This window comes from Thermococcus sp. ES12, assembly GCF_012027515.1.
Taxonomy (GTDB): domain Archaea; phylum Methanobacteriota_B; class Thermococci; order Thermococcales; family Thermococcaceae; genus Thermococcus; species Thermococcus barossii.
Map to the genome: position 1 here is coordinate 45,115 of NZ_SNUP01000001.1, position 17,401 is coordinate 62,515.

At 54.5% G+C, this 17,401-nt stretch carries 28 protein-coding genes and 3 tRNA genes; all 31 read left to right on the plus strand.

Annotation, left to right across the window (positions count from 1 at the left end; genetic code table 11):
- Positions 1–5 precede the first annotated feature (5 nt).
- On the plus strand, positions 6–398 hold the full coding sequence (locus tag E3E37_RS00260; RefSeq protein WP_088179855.1) for a 30S ribosomal protein S8: 393 nt from the start codon (positions 6–8) through the stop codon (positions 396–398).
- 10 nt (positions 399–408) lie between these two features.
- Positions 409–963 carry a 50S ribosomal protein L6 gene (locus E3E37_RS00265; protein WP_088864079.1) on the plus strand — a complete coding sequence of 185 codons (555 nt, stop codon included), beginning with the start codon at positions 409–411 and terminating at the stop codon, positions 961–963.
- 10 nt (positions 964–973) lie between these two features.
- Positions 974–1,357, plus strand: coding sequence for a 50S ribosomal protein L32e (locus tag E3E37_RS00270; protein WP_167714376.1), 384 nt, complete (start codon positions 974–976; stop codon positions 1,355–1,357).
- Positions 1,358–1,362: 5 nt separating this feature from the next.
- A complete protein-coding gene (locus E3E37_RS00275) occupies positions 1,363–1,809 on the plus strand; it encodes a 50S ribosomal protein L19e (protein WP_088864081.1) in 447 nt (148 codons plus the stop codon).
- A gap of 10 nt (positions 1,810–1,819) precedes the next feature.
- Positions 1,820–2,425 (plus strand): 50S ribosomal protein L18, encoded by a 606-nt coding sequence (locus tag E3E37_RS00280; RefSeq protein WP_167714377.1) that lies wholly within the window; start codon positions 1,820–1,822, stop codon positions 2,423–2,425.
- Positions 2,422–3,129 (plus strand): 30S ribosomal protein S5, encoded by a 708-nt coding sequence (gene rpsE, locus E3E37_RS00285; RefSeq protein ID WP_088864083.1) that lies wholly within the window; start codon positions 2,422–2,424, stop codon positions 3,127–3,129. Before E3E37_RS00280 ends, rpsE begins: the two co-directional genes overlap by 4 nt.
- Positions 3,130–3,140: 11 nt before the next feature.
- A complete protein-coding gene (locus tag E3E37_RS00290) occupies positions 3,141–3,608 on the plus strand; it encodes a 50S ribosomal protein L30 (protein ID WP_088864084.1) in 468 nt (155 codons plus the stop codon).
- An 11-nt stretch (positions 3,609–3,619) separates the two neighbouring features.
- Positions 3,620–4,066, plus strand: a complete 447-nt coding sequence (locus tag E3E37_RS00295; protein WP_167714378.1) for an uL15m family ribosomal protein — start codon at positions 3,620–3,622, stop codon at positions 4,064–4,066.
- 34 nt (positions 4,067–4,100) lie between these two features.
- Positions 4,101–5,546 carry a preprotein translocase subunit SecY gene (gene secY / locus E3E37_RS00300; RefSeq protein WP_088864086.1) on the plus strand — a complete coding sequence of 482 codons (1,446 nt, stop codon included), beginning with the start codon at positions 4,101–4,103 and terminating at the stop codon, positions 5,544–5,546.
- A gap of 75 nt (positions 5,547–5,621) precedes the next feature.
- On the plus strand, positions 5,622–6,212 hold the full coding sequence (locus E3E37_RS00305) for an adenylate kinase (RefSeq protein WP_088864087.1): 591 nt from the start codon (positions 5,622–5,624) through the stop codon (positions 6,210–6,212).
- Positions 6,205–6,732, plus strand: coding sequence for a DUF106 domain-containing protein (locus tag E3E37_RS00310; RefSeq protein WP_088864088.1), 528 nt, complete (start codon positions 6,205–6,207; stop codon positions 6,730–6,732). Before E3E37_RS00305 ends, E3E37_RS00310 begins: the two co-directional genes overlap by 8 nt.
- Positions 6,733–6,774: 42 nt before the next feature.
- Positions 6,775–7,047, plus strand: a complete 273-nt coding sequence (locus E3E37_RS00315; protein ID WP_088864089.1) for a 50S ribosomal protein L34e — start codon at positions 6,775–6,777, stop codon at positions 7,045–7,047.
- Positions 7,048–7,057: 10 nt separating this feature from the next.
- Positions 7,058–7,639 (plus strand): (d)CMP kinase, encoded by a 582-nt coding sequence (cmk, locus tag E3E37_RS00320; RefSeq protein WP_088864090.1) that lies wholly within the window; start codon positions 7,058–7,060, stop codon positions 7,637–7,639.
- Between the two features lie 13 nt (positions 7,640–7,652).
- Entirely contained in the window at positions 7,653–7,904 is a 252-nt protein-coding gene (locus tag E3E37_RS00325) for a 50S ribosomal protein L14e (protein ID WP_167714379.1), read from the plus strand.
- A gap of 184 nt (positions 7,905–8,088) precedes the next feature.
- Positions 8,089–8,973: a hypothetical protein gene (locus tag E3E37_RS00330; protein ID WP_167714380.1), complete on the plus strand. Its 885-nt coding sequence runs from the start codon at positions 8,089–8,091 to the stop codon at positions 8,971–8,973.
- 591 nt (positions 8,974–9,564) lie between these two features.
- The gene (locus E3E37_RS00335) at positions 9,565–10,569 is read left to right on the plus strand and encodes an RNA-guided pseudouridylation complex pseudouridine synthase subunit Cbf5 (protein ID WP_167714381.1); all 1,005 of its coding nucleotides are present in this window, start codon (positions 9,565–9,567) and stop codon (positions 10,567–10,569) included.
- Between the two features lie 325 nt (positions 10,570–10,894).
- Positions 10,895–11,482 carry a class I SAM-dependent methyltransferase gene (locus E3E37_RS00340; protein ID WP_167714382.1) on the plus strand — a complete coding sequence of 196 codons (588 nt, stop codon included), beginning with the start codon at positions 10,895–10,897 and terminating at the stop codon, positions 11,480–11,482.
- A tRNA-Ser gene (locus E3E37_RS00345) sits at positions 11,468–11,554 on the plus strand. Before E3E37_RS00340 ends, E3E37_RS00345 begins: the two co-directional genes overlap by 15 nt.
- Before the next feature lie 39 nt (positions 11,555–11,593).
- Complete coding sequence (locus tag E3E37_RS00350; protein WP_088864095.1) at positions 11,594–12,043, plus strand: 30S ribosomal protein S13; 450 nt, start codon at positions 11,594–11,596, stop codon at positions 12,041–12,043.
- A gap of 10 nt (positions 12,044–12,053) precedes the next feature.
- A complete protein-coding gene (locus tag E3E37_RS00355) occupies positions 12,054–12,596 on the plus strand; it encodes a 30S ribosomal protein S4 (RefSeq protein ID WP_088864096.1) in 543 nt (180 codons plus the stop codon).
- A complete protein-coding gene (locus E3E37_RS00360; protein ID WP_055429679.1) occupies positions 12,593–13,012 on the plus strand; it encodes a 30S ribosomal protein S11 in 420 nt (139 codons plus the stop codon). The genes E3E37_RS00355 and E3E37_RS00360 overlap by 4 nt, the downstream gene beginning before the upstream one ends.
- A gap of 30 nt (positions 13,013–13,042) precedes the next feature.
- Entirely contained in the window at positions 13,043–13,828 is a 786-nt protein-coding gene (locus E3E37_RS00365; protein ID WP_088864097.1) for a DNA-directed RNA polymerase subunit D, read from the plus strand.
- A 1-nt stretch (position 13,829) separates the two neighbouring features.
- Positions 13,830–13,917: transfer RNA gene (locus tag E3E37_RS00370), tRNA-Leu, on the plus strand.
- Between the two features lie 68 nt (positions 13,918–13,985).
- Positions 13,986–14,351, plus strand: coding sequence for a 50S ribosomal protein L18e (locus E3E37_RS00375; RefSeq protein ID WP_088864098.1), 366 nt, complete (start codon positions 13,986–13,988; stop codon positions 14,349–14,351).
- 6 nt (positions 14,352–14,357) lie between these two features.
- Positions 14,358–14,786, plus strand: coding sequence for a 50S ribosomal protein L13 (gene rplM / locus E3E37_RS00380; RefSeq protein ID WP_167714383.1), 429 nt, complete (start codon positions 14,358–14,360; stop codon positions 14,784–14,786).
- An 11-nt stretch (positions 14,787–14,797) separates the two neighbouring features.
- Positions 14,798–15,205, plus strand: a complete 408-nt coding sequence (locus E3E37_RS00385; RefSeq protein WP_055430131.1) for a 30S ribosomal protein S9 — start codon at positions 14,798–14,800, stop codon at positions 15,203–15,205.
- Positions 15,206–15,240: 35 nt separating this feature from the next.
- Positions 15,241–15,438: a DNA-directed RNA polymerase subunit N gene (locus E3E37_RS00390; protein ID WP_088864100.1), complete on the plus strand. Its 198-nt coding sequence runs from the start codon at positions 15,241–15,243 to the stop codon at positions 15,436–15,438.
- A 16-nt stretch (positions 15,439–15,454) separates the two neighbouring features.
- Positions 15,455–15,532: transfer RNA gene (locus E3E37_RS00395), tRNA-Pro, on the plus strand.
- A gap of 21 nt (positions 15,533–15,553) precedes the next feature.
- The gene (locus E3E37_RS00400) at positions 15,554–15,727 is read left to right on the plus strand and encodes a DNA-directed RNA polymerase subunit K (RefSeq protein ID WP_088853851.1); all 174 of its coding nucleotides are present in this window, start codon (positions 15,554–15,556) and stop codon (positions 15,725–15,727) included.
- Positions 15,728–15,733: 6 nt separating this feature from the next.
- Positions 15,734–16,759, plus strand: a complete 1,026-nt coding sequence (locus tag E3E37_RS00405; RefSeq protein WP_088864101.1) for a hypothetical protein — start codon at positions 15,734–15,736, stop codon at positions 16,757–16,759.
- Between the two features lie 13 nt (positions 16,760–16,772).
- The gene (rpsB, locus tag E3E37_RS00410; protein ID WP_088864102.1) at positions 16,773–17,378 is read left to right on the plus strand and encodes a 30S ribosomal protein S2; all 606 of its coding nucleotides are present in this window, start codon (positions 16,773–16,775) and stop codon (positions 17,376–17,378) included.
- Positions 17,379–17,401: the final 23 nt, after the last annotated feature.

Below are 17,401 nucleotides of genomic sequence, written 5' to 3' on the forward strand. Positions count from 1 at the left end.
AGGAGATGACTTTGCTTGACCCGCTGGCAAACGCGCTTTCGCACATAACCAACAGCGAGAGGGTCGGAAAGAAGGAGGTCTACCTCAAGCCGGCCTCCAAGCTCATGGGAGAGGTTCTCAGGGTTATGCAGGAGAACGGCTACATCGGCGAGTTCGAGTTCATAGACGACGGAAGGGCAGGCATCTACAGGGTGCAGCTCATAGGAAAGATCAACAAGGCTGGAGCCATAAAGCCGAGGTTCCCTGTCAAGGCCAGGGAGTACGAGGCCTGGGAGAAGAGGTTCCTTCCGGCCTTCGAGTTCGGTATCCTCATAGTCTCGACCTCCCAGGGTGTCATGACCCACAAAGAGGCCATCGAGAAGGGAATCGGCGGAAGGCTGATAGCCTACGTCTACTGAGGTGAGAGAGATGCCGATAGACGCGTGGGTAAGGGAAGAGGTTGAGATTCCAGAGGGAGTCGAGGTCACCGTTGAGAACAACGTCGTCAAGGTCAGGGGTCCCAAGGGCGAGCTCGAGAGGGAGCTCAGGTATCCTGGCGTTCAGATCTTCACCGAGGACGGCAAGGTCGTCGTCTTCAAGGAGTTCCCGAGGAAGCGTGACATAGCCATAGCTAGGACCTTCAAGGCCCACATAGCCAACATGATCAGGGGTGTCACCGAGGGCTTCACCTACAAGCTCAAGGTTGTCTACAGCCACTTCCCCATGACCGTCAAGGTTCAGGGAGATGAAGTCGTCATCGAGAACTTCCTCGGTGAGAAGAACCCGAGGAGGGCCAAGATACTGCCCGGCGTTACCGTCAAGGTCATGGGTTCAGAGGTTATCGTCGAGGGCATTGACAAGGAGGCAGTCGGTCAGACCGCGGCAAACATCGAGCAAGCAACGAGGATAACCAAGTGGGACAGGCGTGTCTTCCAGGATGGAATTTACATCGTTGAGAAGGCTGGTAAGCCGATAAAGTTCTGAGGTGTGAGAAATGAACGAGAAGGCGAGACTCCTTAGGATAAGGGCGAAGATCAAGAGGAAGAAGCCCCGCTTCCTTCGCCAGGAGTGGTGGCGCTATCCGAAGTTCAAGAACGACCCGAAGTGGCGCAGGCCGAAGGGAATCGACAGCAAGATGAGGCTCAAGAAGAAGGGCAAGGCCCGCTCACCGAGCATAGGCTGGAGCTCACCGAGGCTCGTTAGGGGGCTCCACCCGAGCGGCTACGAGGAAGTCCTCGTCCACAACGTCAAGGAGCTTGAGGCCATAGACCCGACCAGGCAGGCGGCGAGGATAGCCGGAACCGTTGGTGCCAGGAAGAGAGAGGCTATACTTGCCAGGGCGAAGGAGCTCGGTGTGAAGGTTCTTAACGCGAGGTGAGACTCATGCTCAAGATGCAGAGAAGGATTGCCGCTGATTTGTTGAAGTGCGGTGAGAACAGGGTCTGGATCGACCCTGAGAGGATCGACGATGTCGCTGCCGCCATCACCAGGGAGGACATCAAGAGGCTAATCAACGACGGCGTCATCAAGAAGAAGCCCGTTAAGGGCCAGAGCAGGGCCAGGGCAAGGGCCTTCCAGGAGGCCAGGAAGAAGGGCCGCCACAGGGGCCCGGGAAGCAAGAAGGGTAAGAAGACCGCCAGGATGGGCAAGAAAGAGCGCTGGATGATGACGATAAGGGCCCTCAGGAAGGAGCTCAGGAAGCTCAAGGCCGAGGGCAAGCTCGACGAGCACACCTACAGGAGGCTCTACATCCGTGCCAAGGGCGGCCAGTTCAAGAACAAGAGGCAGCTCTACATGTTCATGCAGGAGCACGACATACTGAAGGAGTGAGGTGAGAGAAATGGCACACGGACCGAGGTATAGGGTTCCGTTCAGGAGGAGGAGAGAGGGCAAGACTAACTATCACAAGAGGCTCGCCCTGCTTAAGTCGGGCAAGCCGAGGCTCGTCGTTAGGAAGAGCCTCAACCACCACATAGCTCAGATCGTCGTTTACGACCCGAAGGGTGACAGGACGATAGTTTCAGCTCACACCAGGGAGCTCATGAGGGACTTCGGCTGGAAGGGCCACGGAGGAAACACACCATCGGCTTACCTGCTCGGTCTCCTCATCGGCTACAAGGCCAAGAAGGCCGGAATCGAGGAGGCCATACTCGACATAGGCCTCCACCCGCCGACCAGGGGTTCGAGCATATTCGCCGTCCTCAAGGGTGCAGTTGATGCCGGACTGAACGTCCCGCACAGCGAGGAGATATACCCTGAGGACTACAGGATAAACGGCGAGCACATAGCGAACTACGCCAAGACCCTCAAGGAGGAAGACGAGGAGCGCTATAGGAAGCAGTTCTCGGGATACCTTGTCAAGGGCCTTGAGCCCGAGAAGCTCCCCGAGCACTTTGAGGAGGTCAAGGCGAGGATAATCGAGAAGTTTGAGGAGGCGAGAGAATGAGCGACCCGAGGGAGATTGCCCAGAGGGTTTTGGAGGAGTGGGAGCCGAGGACCAAGCTCGGCATGCTCGTCAAGGAGGGGCAGATAACTGACATTCACGAGATATTCCGCAAGGGATACCAGATAAAGGAGCCGGAGATAGTTGATGTGCTCCTTCCCGAGGTGAACCTCAGGGAGAACCAGGAGGTCCTCGACATAGCCCTCACCGTCAGGATGACTGACAGCGGCAGAAGGATCCGCTTCCGCGTTCTCGCGGCAGTTGGCAACAGGGACGGCTACGTCGGCCTCGGAATCGGCCACGGCAAGGAGGTTGGAATAGCCATCAGGAAGGCCATCAACTACGCCAAGATGAACATAATCGAGATCAAGCGCGGCTGTGGCTCTTGGGAGTGCAGGTGCAGGAGGCCACACTCGATTCCCTTCGCCGTCGAGGGCAAGGAAGGAAGCGTCCGCGTCAAGCTCATGCCGGGACCGCGTGGCCTTGGACTGGTCATCGGTGACGTTGGCAAGAAGATACTCAGCCTCGCCGGCGTCCAGGACGTCTGGTCCCAGAGCCTGGGTGAGACAAGGACAACAGTCAACTTCGCCAAGGCCGTCTTCAACGCGCTCTACAACACCAACCGCGTCGCAATTCAGCCGGGCATGGAAGAGAAGTACGGTATCATCGTCGGAAGGGAGATGCCGACGAGCTTTGAGCTGGAGTGAGGTGAGAGAGGATGGCAAAGCTCGCACTCATCAGGCTTAGGAGCGGGATCAGGGCGAGGGGTGAAGTTAGGGACACCCTCGCCATGCTCCGCCTCCACAGGATCAACCACCTCGTCCTCGTTGACGACAACCCGAGCTACAAGGGAATGGTTCAGAAGGTCAAGGACTACATCACCTGGGGCGAGATAGACAAGGAAACCCTCGCCAAGCTCCTCAGGAAGAGGGGCAGGCTCATCGGCAACAGGCCGATAACTGACGAGTACGTCAAGGAGAAGCTTGGAATGACCATCGAGGAGTTCGCTGAGAAGGTCGTCAACGGCGAGATGAAGCTCACCGACCTGCCAAACATCAAGCCGGTCTTCAGGCTCCACCCGCCGAGGGGTGGCCTCAAGGGCAGCAAGAAGCGCTCCTTCAAGGAAGGTGGAGCGCTCGGCTACCGTGGCGAGAGAATAAACGACCTCATTGAGAGAATGCTCTGAGGTGGCGAGAGATGATAAGGAGAAAGAAGAAGGTTAGGAAGCTCCGCGGAAGTCACACTCACGGATGGGGCTGCAAGAAGAAGCACCGCGGTGGCGGTAGCAAGGGCGGTAAGGGAATGGCCGGAACCGGTAAGAGGAAGAACACCAAGTGGACCTGGACCATCAAGTACGCCCCCGACCACCTTGGAAAGCGCGGCTTCCACAGGCCAAAGGCAGTTCAGTACACTCCCAAGACCATAAACCTCAGCGACATCGATGAGAACCTCCAGCTCTTCCTCGATATGGGCGTCGCCTACGAGGAGGAGGGGAAGATAGTCGTTGACGTCACCCAGCTCGGCGTCGACAAGGTTCTCGGAACCGGCAAACTCACCAAGCCCATTACCATCAAGGCCTACTACGTCACCCCGAAGGCAGAGGAGAAGATCAAGGCCGCTGGCGGCGAGGTTCTCCTCGCCTGATTCCCTTTAATTTAAGTTTTGGCGGGTGTTAATCATGGGGTTCAGAAACGTAGTGTTTGCGATTGAAAGGTACTTCCCAGAGGTTGAGCGGCCCAAGAGGCACGTGCCGCTCAAGGAGAAGTTCATGTGGACGGGAATCGTTCTACTACTGTACTTCATCCTCGCTGAGATTCCACTCTATGGAATTCCTGCGCAGATCCAGGACTACTTCGCCACGCTCAGGTTCGTCCTCGCCGGAAGGAGCGGTTCTCTTCTGACGCTCGGTATCGGGCCGATCGTCACCGCGAGTATTATCATGCAGCTTCTCGTCGGTTCCGAGATAGTTCACCTTGATCTCTCCAATCATGAGGATAGAAGGTTTTATCAGGCCGCTCAGAAGCTTTTCGCCGTATTCATGAGCTTCTTCGAAGCAGCCATCTACGTCTTCGCCGGTGCATTCGGTAGGGTTGATACCAGCCTTGGCGCCTTCCAGACAGTCACAACACCCGCCGGTGAGGCGTACATAGGGCTCGGTCTGGCGATACTCATCATACTTCAGCTTGGATTCGCCTCCGTGATGCTCATCCTTCTGGATGAGCTGGTCAGCAAGTGGGGAATCGGAAGCGGTATCAGTCTCTTCATCGCCGCGGGTGTTTCCCAGACCGTTATCACAAAGGCTCTGAACCCGGCAACGACCCCGGACTACATTGACCCCGTTACCGGGGGACCCGCGATAATAGGTGCCATCCCGGCCTTCATACAGCACCTGTTCTACGGCGACCTAACCGGAGCCCTCTACAGAGGGACGCTGCCAGACATGATGGATTTGCTGGCGACGATAGTCGTCTTCCTGGTGGTTGTCTACCTTGAGAGCATGCGTGTCGAGATACCTCTGAGCTATGGCCGCGTCACAGTCCGTGGAAGGTATCCGATAAGGTTCATGTACGTCAGCAACATTCCTATCATCCTGACCTTTGCACTCTACTCCAACATTCAGCTCTGGGCCAGGCTTCTCAACAACTTCGGCTACACCTTCCTTGGAACCTTCGACGAGAACGGCTACCCGCTTACCGGGTTCGTCACGTACCTCTACCCGCCAAGGGACATCTACCACGTCATAGCAGACCCAGGAAGGGCGCTGGTCTATGCGTTGATGACAATATTCTGGGCGATACTCTTCGGATTCCTCTGGGTTGAGCTAACCGGCCTCGACGCCAAGAGCATTGCCAGACAGCTCCAAAGCGCGGGACTTCAGATACCGGGATTCAGACGCGACCCGAGGATACTCGAGAGGGTGCTCAACAGGTACATACCCTACGTTACCTTCTGGGGCTCCTTCACACTGGCGCTGGTCGCAGTCCTGGCTGACTTCCTTGGGGCACTCGGTACAGGAACGGGAATCCTCCTTACGGTGGGCATACTCTACAGGTTCTACGAGGAGATAGCTAGGGAACAGGCAACGGAGATGTTCCCAGCTTTGAGGAAGTTCTTCACCAAGTGAGCCTTTTCTTTTCTTTCACAAAACCTTTTAAACCCGGTTCGATTACTTCTTCCAGAACCTCCTTGGGTGAGCGTGATGCCGTTTGTGGTCATGATAACAGGAATTCCAGGGGTGGGGAAGAGCACCATAACCCGGCTGGCCCTCAGGAAGACAAAGGTTAGGTTCAGGCTCGTCAACTTCGGCGACCTGATGTTTGAGGAGGCCGTTACAGCGGGGCTTGTTAGTCACAGGGACGAGATGAGGAAATTGAACCCAGAGATACAGAAGGAGCTCCAGATGAAAGCCGCTAGGAGGATAGTGGAGATGTCCAAGAGCGAGCCAGTGCTCATAGATACCCACGCCACCATCAGGACCCCTGTGGGGTATCTCCTCGGCTTCCCCAGGGAGGTTATAGAGGTCATAAACCCTAACTTCATAGTCATAATCGAGGCCACGCCGAGCGAGATACTCGGAAGGCGCCTCCGCGACCTGAAGCGCGATAGGGACGTTGAGACGGAGGAGCAGATACAGAGGCACCAGGACCTGAACCGTGCCGCTGCCGTGAGTTACGCCATGCACTCGAACGCGCTTATTAAGATAATCGAGAACCATGAGGATAAGGGCCTCGAAGAGGCCGTTCATGAGCTTGTTGAAGTACTTAACCTGGCGGTGGGAGAGTATGATTGAGGGGATATACGCTTTCCTTGACGATCTGTTCGGGCCCATGATACAGGCCCACCATCCGATAGTGGTGGTCACTGTTGCGGGCATAATGCTGGGCGGGCTCTTCACCCTGCTGAACTACGTTCTGGTCGACCAGAACAAGGTCAAGATGCTCCAGAAGAAGAGCAAGGAGTTCCAGAAGAAGTACAAAGAAGCCCAGGCCGCAAAGGATGAGAAGAAGCTCAAGAAGCTCCAGCAGGAGCAGATGGAACTCATGAAGCTTCAGAGCGAGGTCATGAAAGATACAATGTTCAAGGTCACCCTGCTGACGCTACCGATATTCTGGATTTTCTTTGGCTGGCTTAGGAGATGGTACGTTGAGGTCGGCATAGTGAAGTCGCCCTTCAACTTCTTCCTCTTCGACTGGTTCCACAGGCTCTATCACTCCGGACTGCCCGCGAACGAGCTCGGTTACGTTGGCTGGTACATAATGACGTCGATGATAACCGGTTACATCCTCAGGAAGCTCCTTGACATGGGTTAAATTTAAAAACACTCCGAAAATAGGGGTTGCGAGGTGAGAGAAATGAAGCCGATGTACAGGTCAAGGTCATGGAGAAGGAAGTACGTCAGAACTCCGGGCGGAAGGACGGTTATACACTTCGAGCGCAGAAAGCCAAAGGTTGCCCACTGTGCCATGTGCGGAAGGCCCCTCAACGGCGTTCCGCGCGGCAGGCCGAGCGAGATCAGGAAGCTCCCGAAGACGGCAAAGAGGCCCGAGAGGCCCTACCCGAACCTCTGCCCGAGCTGCATGAGGAAGGTCATGAAGGCGCAGGTAAGGGCCGGCATAGCCCTCTGAAGGTGTAATCATGCCGAAGGGCTGCCTCGTGATAACCGTCAGCGGTCTGGCCGGTTCGGGAACGACGACGCTCTGCAGGAACCTGGCCAGGCACTACGGGTTCAAACACATCTATGCCGGGCTCATCTTCCGGCAGATGGCCAAGGAAATGGGCATGACTCTGCAGGAGTTTCAGGAGTATGCGGAGCTCCACCCCGAGATTGACCGCGAGGTTGACAGGAGGCAGGTGGAGGCAGCCAGGGAGTGCAACGTCGTTATTGAGGGTCGGCTTGCGGGTTGGATGGTGAAGGATGCCGATCTCAAGATATGGCTCGACGCTCCGATAATGGAGCGCGCCAGAAGAGTTGCCCGGCGCGAGGGCATAACCGTTGAGGAGGCCTTCGTGCAGATTGCCGAGCGCGAGAAGGGTAACAGGAAAAGGTATTTAAACCTCTACGGTATTGACATCGACGACAAGTCGATTTACGACTTGATAATCAACACCGCTAAATGGGGTCCCGATGGGGTCTTCGCGATCGTGAAGGCCGCCATCGACCACCTTTACCCCGACGGTGACGCGGGGTCGGGTGCAAACCCGGGCAACAAAAGATAAGGAGGTGGGATGAATGCCAGCTATGGACGTTGGAAGGCTTGCCGTTATAATCGCCGGAAGGAGGGCCGGGGAGAAGGTCGTCGTCGTTGACGTCATCGACAGGAACTTCGTCCTCGTTACCGGCGCCGGCCTCAACAAGGTCAAGCGCAGGAGGATGAACGTCAAGCACCTTGAGCCCCTTCCTGAGAAGGTCAACATCGAGCGCGGCGCCGACGACGATGCAGTCAAGACCGCCCTTGAGCAGGCTGGAATCAGTTTAAACTGAGCCTGTCTTTAATTTCCTTTTTATTGGGGGATGCAGTTTGGGTTTACATGATCAGGCCCTTGGATTTGTATTGGGTATATTCAGTGCGTATGTTTACGATACTCTTCGTAATAATTGGAGTCACTTCAAAAAAAGAAGGATTTCTAGGCAACTTGGAATGACTCTGTCTAAGATTTCTGAGTTGGTGTATCCCTTGGAGGTTCTTCAACGAGGAATTTTTAGAGAAGGAGATATCGAGATATTACTTGAGAATTCTCCTGTAAAAGTGCCTAGTGATATAATCAGGTTAATTGATAAGTATGCTCATATCTGGGAAGAACAGGGCTTTTATGATGAATTTAGAATTGGTAGTGTCCGGGAAATAATTTTGACAAGAAGAGGATCTTCTGAAGACCCGTTCGTGATATTAAAATTACAACCTACTGGATATTTTCATTTTTTAGCTACTAATGCGAACTTAAATCTCAGGAAGGATTTCTATGAGAAAGACAGAGTAATTCTACAAACCCGAGCCAAGCAACTAAAAGACCCCTTTAATCCAATTCGAGATTTTGCAAATCCGCTAAGTGTTAATACAATAGTTTTATGTGATAAAGGGACAAAAACTATTATTGTTAAAAGATCCTCTAGGACATGTTTTAGGGATGGTTTGTGGTATCCAAGTGCGGCTGAGACATTTTCAATACCCCATGATACTTCTGAGGATGGAAGACCCAGTATATTTTCAACCATAAAAAGAGGCGTACATGAAGAGATAGGGATAATTCAAGAGGATATAACCGATTATTACATTAGTGGACTTTTCTTTGATTGGGAAGTCTATGACTATAAATTCAGTGCTATTGTTGATACTGCACTTTCATGTGAGGATATAATTGGAAGATGGAAATTACTGGCAAAAGATTCAAAATATGAAGGAATCTCGGTTAATATTGTTCCCTTTGAAGTGAAGACCCTCTTAAATGCTCAGGGATGGGCCCCTGAACTTAGAGCATCTTTTATTATGGGGCTTGTTTCTAAATATGGTCCAGCAAGAATAAAAAGAGAACTCGAAAAGCTGATTTTATAGTGAGGCATCATGAAATATCTTGTCACTGGAGCTTTTTGGAACAAGCTATTTTGTTTTGGGAGTTGGTAGGAATGAAAAGCCCTGGGAGAGCTAAGCTCCCTCTGAACTTTTGACTAACATTATTGCAACTCTAAGTGAAAAAAGAAGCGGCAAAGAAAGTTAAAGAGAAGCTGGAGTAGAGAAATTAAAAAGCTTAACATCCCCATTAACAAAGCTGGCTTTGCCATAGCTAGGCATCTCAGCAAAATGAAAGGAACTTGAGAAACTTTTCAAGATGATTACAATAGTCCTTTCTATTAATGAAAGAGCTCTTGGATATGATTTCCAAGATAGAAAACTCGTCTTTGTGATAAGTGCTGTAGCATGTTAATACAGTAGATCTGCTGTCCTGTGGGTCTGCAAAGGTTGCTTTTCAGTATATAGCTGTTAATATTGAAAAAGAACTGAGCAGAAAAGTTTGTTTCTGCTTATGTCGAGCTCGTTAGGTATCTCCTAAGATGGCTGATCTTTGACTACAGGTTTAAACTCTAAGGGCAGGTTTATAAAGCCGTAGTGGAAACTTAGGGCGATAACGCTCACCGGGTGATGTTCATGGCGAGGGACGAAGTGAGGAGAATCCTTCCTGCTGACATAAAGCGAGAGGTTCTGGTTAGAGATGAAAAGGCCGAGACGAACCCGAAGTGGGGCTTCCCGCCGGAGAAGAGACCGATGGAGATGCACATGCAGTTCGGTATAATCAACCTCGATAAGCCTCCTGGACCGACGAGCCACGAGGTCGTTGCGTGGATTAAACGGCTCTTCGACCTCAGCAAAGCGGGTCACGGCGGAACACTCGACCCAAAGGTCAGCGGCGTTCTTCCCGTCGCCCTTGAAAGGGCCACAAGGGTGGTTCAGGCACTGCTCCCTGCTGGAAAGGAATACGTCGCCCTCATGCACCTTCATGGGGATGTTCCGGAGGACAAAATCCGCGCGGTGATGAGGGAGTTTGAGGGAGAGATAATCCAGAGGCCCCCGCTAAGGAGTGCGGTCAAGAGACGCCTAAGGACAAGGAAGGTGTACTACATCGAGATACTCGAGATAGACGGCAAGGACGTGCTCTTCCGCGTTGGAGTTGAGGCGGGAACCTACATCCGTTCACTAATCCACCACATAGGCCTTGCCCTTGGTGTCGGCGCCCACATGGCCGAGCTTCGCCGTACCAGAAGCGGCCCCTTCAAGGAGGACGAAACGCTGGTAACACTTCACGACCTCATCGACTACTATCACTTCTGGAAGGACGACGGCATCGAGGAGTACTTCAGGAAAGCCATCCAGCCCATGGAGAAGGCCGTTGAGCACCTTCCCAAGGTATGGATAAGGGATTCCGCCGTTGCTGCCGTAACCTACGGCGCCGATTTGGCCGTTCCGGGGATAGTCAAGGTTCACAAGGGCATCAAGAAGGGAGACCTCGTCGCGGTTATGACCCTCAAGGACGAGCTGGTTGCCCTCGGAAAGGCCGCCATGACGAGCGGCGAGATGCTTCAGAGGAGCAAGGGCATAGCCGTCGATGTAGACAAGGTCTTCATGCCGAGGGATTGGTATCCGAAGATGTGGTAGAAACTTTGCTCTGCAAAGTTTCATCAAAGTTGTGGCTCTTTCCCAAAGTTCCTTTTTTGAGTGGTTTCTTGATTAATGGGTTGTTTGAAAGGGAGAACTAAGTTAGGTACTCTTTTGCTGAGGTTTAGCTCTAAAAAGACGCCCGAAGGGCGTCAAAAGAAAAGCAAACCTATACAAAAGGGCCCCTACAAAAGGATTCTTACTTAAAACGTCGGGCTTTAAGTTGGAAACCAGCCCTTCAGGGGTAACGCAATGGAGGAGCTACAATTTTTGGTCAAGCTTTGCGCAAGCAAAGGTTGATAAACCCCTCAACGAACCACCGCACATGACCCACTACTACTCCGAAGAGCCAAACGTTCCGCTGAGGACCAAAACTATAGAGGTTTGTCTTAGGGGTTACTGCTTCAAGTTCATCACAGCGAGTGGTGTTTTTTCCTTCGGCAAGCTCGACAGGGGGACGGAGTTGCTCATAGAGAGCATGGTGCTTGAGGAGGGCTGGCGCGTCCTCGATTTGGGCTGCGGCTACGGGGCGATTGGGATAGTGGCTTCTCGCTTCGTTGAATACGTGGTGATGACCGACGTGAACAGAAGGGCCGTAAAAATGGCGAGGAAAAATTTAAAAATCAACGGCGTTAGAAACGCCGAGGTGAGATGGGGAAGCCTCTACGAGCCAGTTAGGGGCGAAAAGTTCGACGCAATCATCACTAACCCCCCGGTGCACGCGGGAAAGGAAATCCTGAGGGAAATAGTTATAAACGCTCCCCGGCATCTCAACGATGGAGGCCTCCTGCAGCTGGTGATTAAGACGAAGCAGGGGGCAAAGTATATTAAGGCTCTAATGGATGACCACTTCACCGAAGTGAGAGAGCTGGCGAAGGGGAGCGGTTACCGCGTGTATGCCGGGATCGCCTAGCCTGGGATGGCGCGGGCCTTGAGAGCCCGTGTCCGCTTGGACACCGGGGTTCAAATCCCCGTCCCGGCGCCAAAATCCTCTATGAAGGATTGAGATGGAGGTGTATTCGTAATGACGGACAACTTCAGACACATCGTCCGTGTAGCGGGAGTTGATTTGGACGGAAATAAGCAGTTGAGATGGGCCCTTACGGGCATCAGAGGCATAGGCATAAACTTCGCCACCATGGTGCTCAGGGTTGCAGGAATTGATCCATATATGAAGACCGGTTACCTCACCGACGAGCAGGTCAAGAAGATTGAGAAGATACTGGAAGACCCGATTGCTCACGGCATTCCTGCCTGGGCAGTGAACAGGCCGAAGGACTACGAGACCGGTAAGGACATGCACCTCATTACAGCCAAGCTCGTCATGGCCTGGCGCGAGGACGTCAACAGGCTCAGGAGAATCAGGGCTTACCGCGGCATAAGGCACGAGCTCGGCCTGCCGCTCCGCGGACAGAGGACCAGGTCGAACTTCAGGCACGGCTCGACCATTGGCGTGAGAAGGAAGAAGAAGTGAGGTGGTTTAGATGGGAGACCCGAAGAGGCAGAGGAAGAAGTACGAGACTCCCTCTCACCCCTGGATTAAGGAGAGGCTCGACCGCGAGAGAGTCCTCATGAGGAAGTACGCCCTCAAGAACAAGAAGGAACTCTGGCGCCACGAGACCCAGCTCAAGGAGTTCAGGCGTAGGGCCAGGCGCCTCCTTGCGGCGAGGGGCAAGCAGGCCGAGGTTGAGAGGGTTCAGCTTCTGCAGAGGCTCAACAGGCTCGGCCTTCTCCCGGCCGATGCAGTCCTAGATGACGTTCTCTCGCTCACCGTTGAGGACGTCCTTGACAGGCGCCTTCAGACCCTCGTTTACAAGAAGGGCCTCGCCAGGACCATCAGGCAGGCCAGGCAGCTCATAGTCCACGGCCACATCGAGGTCAACGGACAGATCATCCGCTCCCCAGGATACCTCGTTCTCAGGGAGGAAGAGGACGCCATAACCTATTCGAAGACCTCTCCTTTCGCGAAGGAGAGCCACCCCGAGAGGATGGTTATCGAACAGGCTAAGCAGGGTGAGGCCTCATGAGTGAGGAAGTTCAGCAGGTTAACCTCAAGAAGAAGGAGAAGTGGGGAGTTGCCCACATTTACTCCTCCTACAACAACACCATCATACACATCACCGACCTCACCGGGGCGGAGACGGTAAGCAGGTGGAGCGGTGGTATGGTCGTCAAGGCAGACAGGGACGAGCCCTCCCCGTACGCGGCAATGATAGCCGCCAGAAGGGCCGCTGAGGAGGCCATGGAGAAGGGCTTCGTCGGTGTTCACATCAAGGTTCGCGCTCCGGGAGGAAGCAAGAGCAAGAGCCCTGGACCTGGTGCCCAGGCGGCCATACGTGCGCTTGCCAGGGCCGGTCTGAGAATTGGAAGGGTTGAGGACGTCACCCCGATTCCGCACGACGGCACCAGGCCGAAGGGCGGAAGAAGGGGCAGGCGCGTCTGACCCCCAATAACTTCTTTTTTGGTGATGCCGATGGAGCCAAAGTTTCAGATTCTTGAGAAAAGGGAGGACTCGATTAAGTTCATCGTCGAGGGAGTTGACGTTCCCTTCGCCAACGCCCTGAGGAGAACCATCCTTGCCGAGGTTCCCACCTTTGCCGTTGACGAGGTGGAGTTCTTCGAGAACGATTCGGCCCTCTTTGACGAGATAATCGCCCACAGGCTGGCGATGATTCCGCTCACCACCCCGGTTGAGAGGTTCTCTCTCGATGCCCTTGAGCTCGACGACTACACCGTCACACTCTCCCTTGAAGCCGAGGGACCCGGAATGGTTTACTCCGGCGACCTAAAGAGCGACGATGAGGGTGTGAAGCCGGCAAACCCGGACATACCTATAGTCAAGCTCGCCGAGGGGCAGAGGCTCACGCTCAATGCCTACGCCAAGCTCGGCCGCGGAAAGGATCACGCCAAGTGGCAGCCTGGCTTCGTTTACTACAAGTACCTCACGAAGATACACGTCAGCAAAGAAGTTCCCGACTGGGAGGAGCTCAAGAAGCTCGCCGAAAGGCGCGGTCTTCCCGTTGAGGAGGGGGAGGGGGAGTTCGTCATCACAACCACCAAGGCATTCTATCTGCCGAGGAAGTTCGAGCCGTATCAGGGCGATAAGATACGGGAAGAGGTAGTTCCCGGAGCGTTCGTGTTTACCGTGGAAACCAACGGAGAGCTTCCCGTTGAGGAAATCGTGGCCATAGCCCTCAAAATCCTCATGAGAAAGAGCGATAGATTTATAAGCGAACTCCATAAATTAGCGTCCGACTGACGCGGGGGTAGCCGAGCCTGGCCAAAGGCGCGGGATTCAGGGTCCCGTCCCGTAGGGGTTCCGGGGTTCAAATCCCCGCCCCCGCACCAGTATTTACGCTCACCCCGTTGGACCTGTCGGTTTCCCACCTGCGAGAGAGCGTTAAGGAGGTATGTTCATGGTCAAGAGAACCGGACCCACAGACATCAACCTGAGGAGGCTCATCCGCTACCTCAGAAAGAAGTCGAACGAGGAAGGGGTTAGGATATGGAAGGACATAGCCTGGCGCCTTGAGAGGCCCAGGAGGCAGAGGGCTGAAGTGAACGTCAGCAGGATCAACCGCTACACCAAGGAGGGCGACACGGTCATCGTTCCGGGAAGCGTCCTCGGTGCCGGAAAGCTCGAGCACAAGGTCACCGTTGCCGCGTGGAAGTTCAGTGAGACTGCCAAGAAGAAGATAATTGAGGCCGGTGGAGAGGTCCTCACGATTGAGGAACTCATTGAGAGAAACCCGAAGGGTAGTGGAGTAATCATAATGGAGTGATGGGCCATGAGGATAATTAACGCTGAAGGACTCATACTCGGAAGGCTCGCCTCTAAAGTTGCAAAGATGCTCCTTGAGGGCGAGGAGGTCGTCATAGTCAACGCCGACAAGGCCATCATCACCGGAAACCGCGAGGACATCTTCGCCAAGTACAAGCAGAGGACCGAGCTCAGAACCAGGACCAACCCGAGGAGGGGCCCGTTCTACCCGAAGAGGAGCGATGAGATAGTCAGGAGAACCGTTAGGGGAATGCTTCCCTGGAAGACCGACCGCGGAAGGAAGGCCTTCAAGAGGCTCAAGGTTTACGCCGGTGTTCCAAAGGAGTTCGAGGGCAGAGAGCTTGAGACCATAATCGAGGCCCACATGTCAAGGCTTGCAACCCCGAAGTACGTTACCGTTGGCGAGGTTGCCAAGTTCCTCGGTGGAAAGTTCTGAGGTGAGAGAAAATGAAGGTCATCCAGACTGCTGGTAAGAGAAAAACGGCCATCGCGAGGGCCACCATAAGGGAAGGAAAGGGCCGCGTCAGGATAAACCACAAGCCCGTGGAGATAATCGAACCCGAGATAGCGCGCTTCACCATAATGGAGCCGCTCGTCCTCGCCGGCGAGGAGATAGTTAGCAAGGTTGACATAGACGTCAAGGTCGAGGGCGGAGGCTTCATGGGGCAGGCAGAGGCCGCTCGCGTCGCCATAGCCCGCGCGCTCGTCGAGTGGACCAACGACATGAACCTCAAGGAAAAGTTTATGAAGTACGACAGAACCATGCTCGTCGGGGACAGCAGGAGAACCGAGCCCCACAAGCCCAACCGCTCAACCAAGGGTCCACGTGCCAAGAGGCAGAAGTCCTACCGCTGACCGCTTTCCTTTAATATTCGGAGAAGGTGATACGGGTGATAGTTCCCGTCAGGTGCTTCACGTGTGGAAAGGTCATAGGGGACAAATACTACGAATTTAAGGCCCGGGTTGAAAAGGGCGAGGATCCCGAGAAGGTCCTCGACGACCTTGGGGTCGAAAGGTACTGCTGCAGGAGAACCCTGCTGAGCCACGTCGAGCTCATCGACCAGGTAATGGTATACAGGGTATACTGAAAAACCACATTTCTGGGGGGCCGTGGGGTAGCTTGGTCTATCCTCCCGGCTTGGGGTGCCGGAGACCCGGGTTCAAATCCCGGCGGCCCCACCAAAATTTGCACGGGTGGTTGGAATGTTCAGGTACACGAGATTTGAAAAGGCCCGTATAATTGGAGCAAGGGCCCTCCAGATAGCGATGGGTGCGCCCATACTCATCGACGTTCCGGAAGGAATCACGCCGCTCGAAGCCGCGCTGCTCGAGTTCGAGAAGGGCATAATACCGCTCACCGTAATCAGGCCGAGCTGATGAAAAATGACCGTGATAGAGAACGTAATCGGCAGAGTCGCGGTGCTCAGGGGCGGGAAGTACTCCGTCGAGGTAGACGTCATAACGAGTTCGGGCTTTGGAAGATTCGCCGCTCCCGTGGACGAGAATCCCAGCCTCTACATCGCCGAGGCCCACAGGGCGGTGAGTGAGGTCGACGAGATAATCGGGCCCGAGCTGATAGGCTTCGACGCCAGCGAGCAGGAGCTCATAGACAGCTACCTCTGGGAGATAGACGGCACCGAGGATTTCAGCCACATAGGGGCCAATACGGCACTCGCCGTTTCGATAGCGGTCGCCAAAGCTGCGGCGAGCGTCAAGAGGATGCCCCTGTACAGCTACATCGGGGGAACTTTCACCACCGAACTGCCAGTCCCAATCCTTGAGATAGCGACCGGTGAGGCTTTCGACTACTACGTGATGGTCAGGGATTTGATGGAGATAACCGACGTCGTTGATGCAGCTAGCAGGGTCCTTGAGAATGCAGAGGCCGGAACGGTGGAGGCCTTTTCGAAGGCCACGGAAAGGGCAGCCGATGAGCTCGGCCTTGAGGTTGCCATCGGGCTCGTACAGAAGACGCCTATGGAGACCGAGGAAGTGCTCTCCCTGGTTGAGGACAACAACGTCGCCTACATAAAGCCCCTCGGTGACGAGGAGCTGTTCCTTGAGCTGATAGCAGGCACCCACGGGGTGTTCGTTGACGGCGAGCACCTCTTCCGTGAGAAGGACATACTGGACAGGCGCTACTACAACGCCCTGTCAATAAAGCCGATAAACCTAGGCACGCTCACCGACTTATACAATCTCGTGAACGATGCGAAGTCGGAGAGGATAACTCCCATCCTCGCGGAGGCTCGCTATGAGTCCTCCGATGAGGCACTGGCCCACCTCGCGGTGGGTCTGCGCTGCCCGGCGATGGTGCTCCGGAAGGACTCCATCGCCAAGCTGAACGAGCTGATAAGAATAGCGGAAGATCTGGGTGAAAGGGGTAGGATAATAACCTTTGAAGGATGAGGAGGTGTGAAGAATGGAGGAATACCTTGTTCCACTCGACCAGTACCTTGCCGCGGGTGTCCACATTGGCACCCAGCAGAAGACCCAGGACATGAAGAAGTTCATATACCGCGTTAGACAGGACGGCCTCTACGTCCTCGACGTCAGGAAGACCGATGAGAGGCTTCGCGTTGCCGGCAAGTTCCTGGCCAAGTTTGACCCAGCGAACATCCTCGCCGTCAGCGTCAGGCTTTACGGCCAGAAGCCGGTCAAAAAGTTCGGCGACGTCACCGGTGCAAGGGCCATCCCGGGCCGTTTCCTGCCCGGAACCATGACCAACCCAAAGGTCAAGAACTTCATGGAGCCGGACGTTCTCATCGTTACTGACCCGAGGGCCGATCACCAGGCCATGAAGGAGGCCATCGAGATAGGAATCCCGATAGTGGCCCTCGTTGACACCGAGAACTTCCTGAGCTACGTTGACGTCGCTATCCCGACCAACAACAAGGGTAGGAAGGCCCTCGCGCTCATCTACTGGATTCTCGCGAGGGAGGTACTCTACAACAGGAAGGAGATCGAGAGCAGGGAGGACTTCAAGGTCCCGGTTGAGGACTTTGAGATGAGGATTGTCAGAACCTGAGGGGAAAGCTTTTAATTTCCCCC

Excerpts from the sequence above, each read along its gene's own strand:
- E3E37_RS00405 (WP_088864101.1), top strand. The coding sequence starts at position 15,734 with ATGACCGTGATAGAGAACGTAATCGGCAGAGTCGCGGTGCTCAGGGGC.
- E3E37_RS00360 (WP_055429679.1), top strand. The coding sequence starts at position 12,593 with ATGAGTGAGGAAGTTCAGCAGGTTAACCTCAAGAAGAAGGAGAAGTGG.
- E3E37_RS00265 (WP_088864079.1), top strand. The coding sequence starts at position 409 with ATGCCGATAGACGCGTGGGTAAGGGAAGAGGTTGAGATTCCAGAGGGA.
- E3E37_RS00365 (WP_088864097.1), top strand. The coding sequence starts at position 13,043 with ATGGAGCCAAAGTTTCAGATTCTTGAGAAAAGGGAGGACTCGATTAAG.
- E3E37_RS00260 (WP_088179855.1), top strand. The coding sequence starts at position 6 with ATGACTTTGCTTGACCCGCTGGCAAACGCGCTTTCGCACATAACCAAC.
- rpsB (WP_088864102.1), top strand. The coding sequence starts at position 16,773 with ATGGAGGAATACCTTGTTCCACTCGACCAGTACCTTGCCGCGGGTGTC.
- E3E37_RS00280 (WP_167714377.1), top strand. The coding sequence starts at position 1,820 with ATGGCACACGGACCGAGGTATAGGGTTCCGTTCAGGAGGAGGAGAGAG.
- E3E37_RS00270 (WP_167714376.1), top strand. The coding sequence starts at position 974 with ATGAACGAGAAGGCGAGACTCCTTAGGATAAGGGCGAAGATCAAGAGG.
- E3E37_RS00315 (WP_088864089.1), top strand. The coding sequence starts at position 6,775 with ATGAAGCCGATGTACAGGTCAAGGTCATGGAGAAGGAAGTACGTCAGA.
- E3E37_RS00290 (WP_088864084.1), top strand. The coding sequence starts at position 3,141 with ATGGCAAAGCTCGCACTCATCAGGCTTAGGAGCGGGATCAGGGCGAGG.
- E3E37_RS00335 (WP_167714381.1), top strand. The coding sequence starts at position 9,565 with ATGGCGAGGGACGAAGTGAGGAGAATCCTTCCTGCTGACATAAAGCGA.
- rplM (WP_167714383.1), top strand. The coding sequence starts at position 14,358 with ATGAGGATAATTAACGCTGAAGGACTCATACTCGGAAGGCTCGCCTCT.
- secY (WP_088864086.1), top strand. The coding sequence starts at position 4,101 with ATGGGGTTCAGAAACGTAGTGTTTGCGATTGAAAGGTACTTCCCAGAG.
- E3E37_RS00385 (WP_055430131.1), top strand. The coding sequence starts at position 14,798 with ATGAAGGTCATCCAGACTGCTGGTAAGAGAAAAACGGCCATCGCGAGG.
- rpsE (WP_088864083.1), top strand. The coding sequence starts at position 2,422 with ATGAGCGACCCGAGGGAGATTGCCCAGAGGGTTTTGGAGGAGTGGGAG.
- E3E37_RS00355 (WP_088864096.1), top strand. The coding sequence starts at position 12,054 with ATGGGAGACCCGAAGAGGCAGAGGAAGAAGTACGAGACTCCCTCTCAC.
- E3E37_RS00275 (WP_088864081.1), top strand. The coding sequence starts at position 1,363 with ATGCTCAAGATGCAGAGAAGGATTGCCGCTGATTTGTTGAAGTGCGGT.
- E3E37_RS00295 (WP_167714378.1), top strand. The coding sequence starts at position 3,620 with ATGATAAGGAGAAAGAAGAAGGTTAGGAAGCTCCGCGGAAGTCACACT.
- E3E37_RS00400 (WP_088853851.1), top strand. The coding sequence starts at position 15,554 with ATGTTCAGGTACACGAGATTTGAAAAGGCCCGTATAATTGGAGCAAGG.
- E3E37_RS00375 (WP_088864098.1), top strand. The coding sequence starts at position 13,986 with ATGGTCAAGAGAACCGGACCCACAGACATCAACCTGAGGAGGCTCATC.
- E3E37_RS00310 (WP_088864088.1), top strand. The coding sequence starts at position 6,205 with ATGATTGAGGGGATATACGCTTTCCTTGACGATCTGTTCGGGCCCATG.
- E3E37_RS00350 (WP_088864095.1), top strand. The coding sequence starts at position 11,594 with ATGACGGACAACTTCAGACACATCGTCCGTGTAGCGGGAGTTGATTTG.
- E3E37_RS00340 (WP_167714382.1), top strand. The coding sequence starts at position 10,895 with ATGACCCACTACTACTCCGAAGAGCCAAACGTTCCGCTGAGGACCAAA.
- cmk (WP_088864090.1), top strand. The coding sequence starts at position 7,058 with ATGCCGAAGGGCTGCCTCGTGATAACCGTCAGCGGTCTGGCCGGTTCG.
- E3E37_RS00325 (WP_167714379.1), top strand. The coding sequence starts at position 7,653 with ATGCCAGCTATGGACGTTGGAAGGCTTGCCGTTATAATCGCCGGAAGG.
- E3E37_RS00305 (WP_088864087.1), top strand. The coding sequence starts at position 5,622 with ATGCCGTTTGTGGTCATGATAACAGGAATTCCAGGGGTGGGGAAGAGC.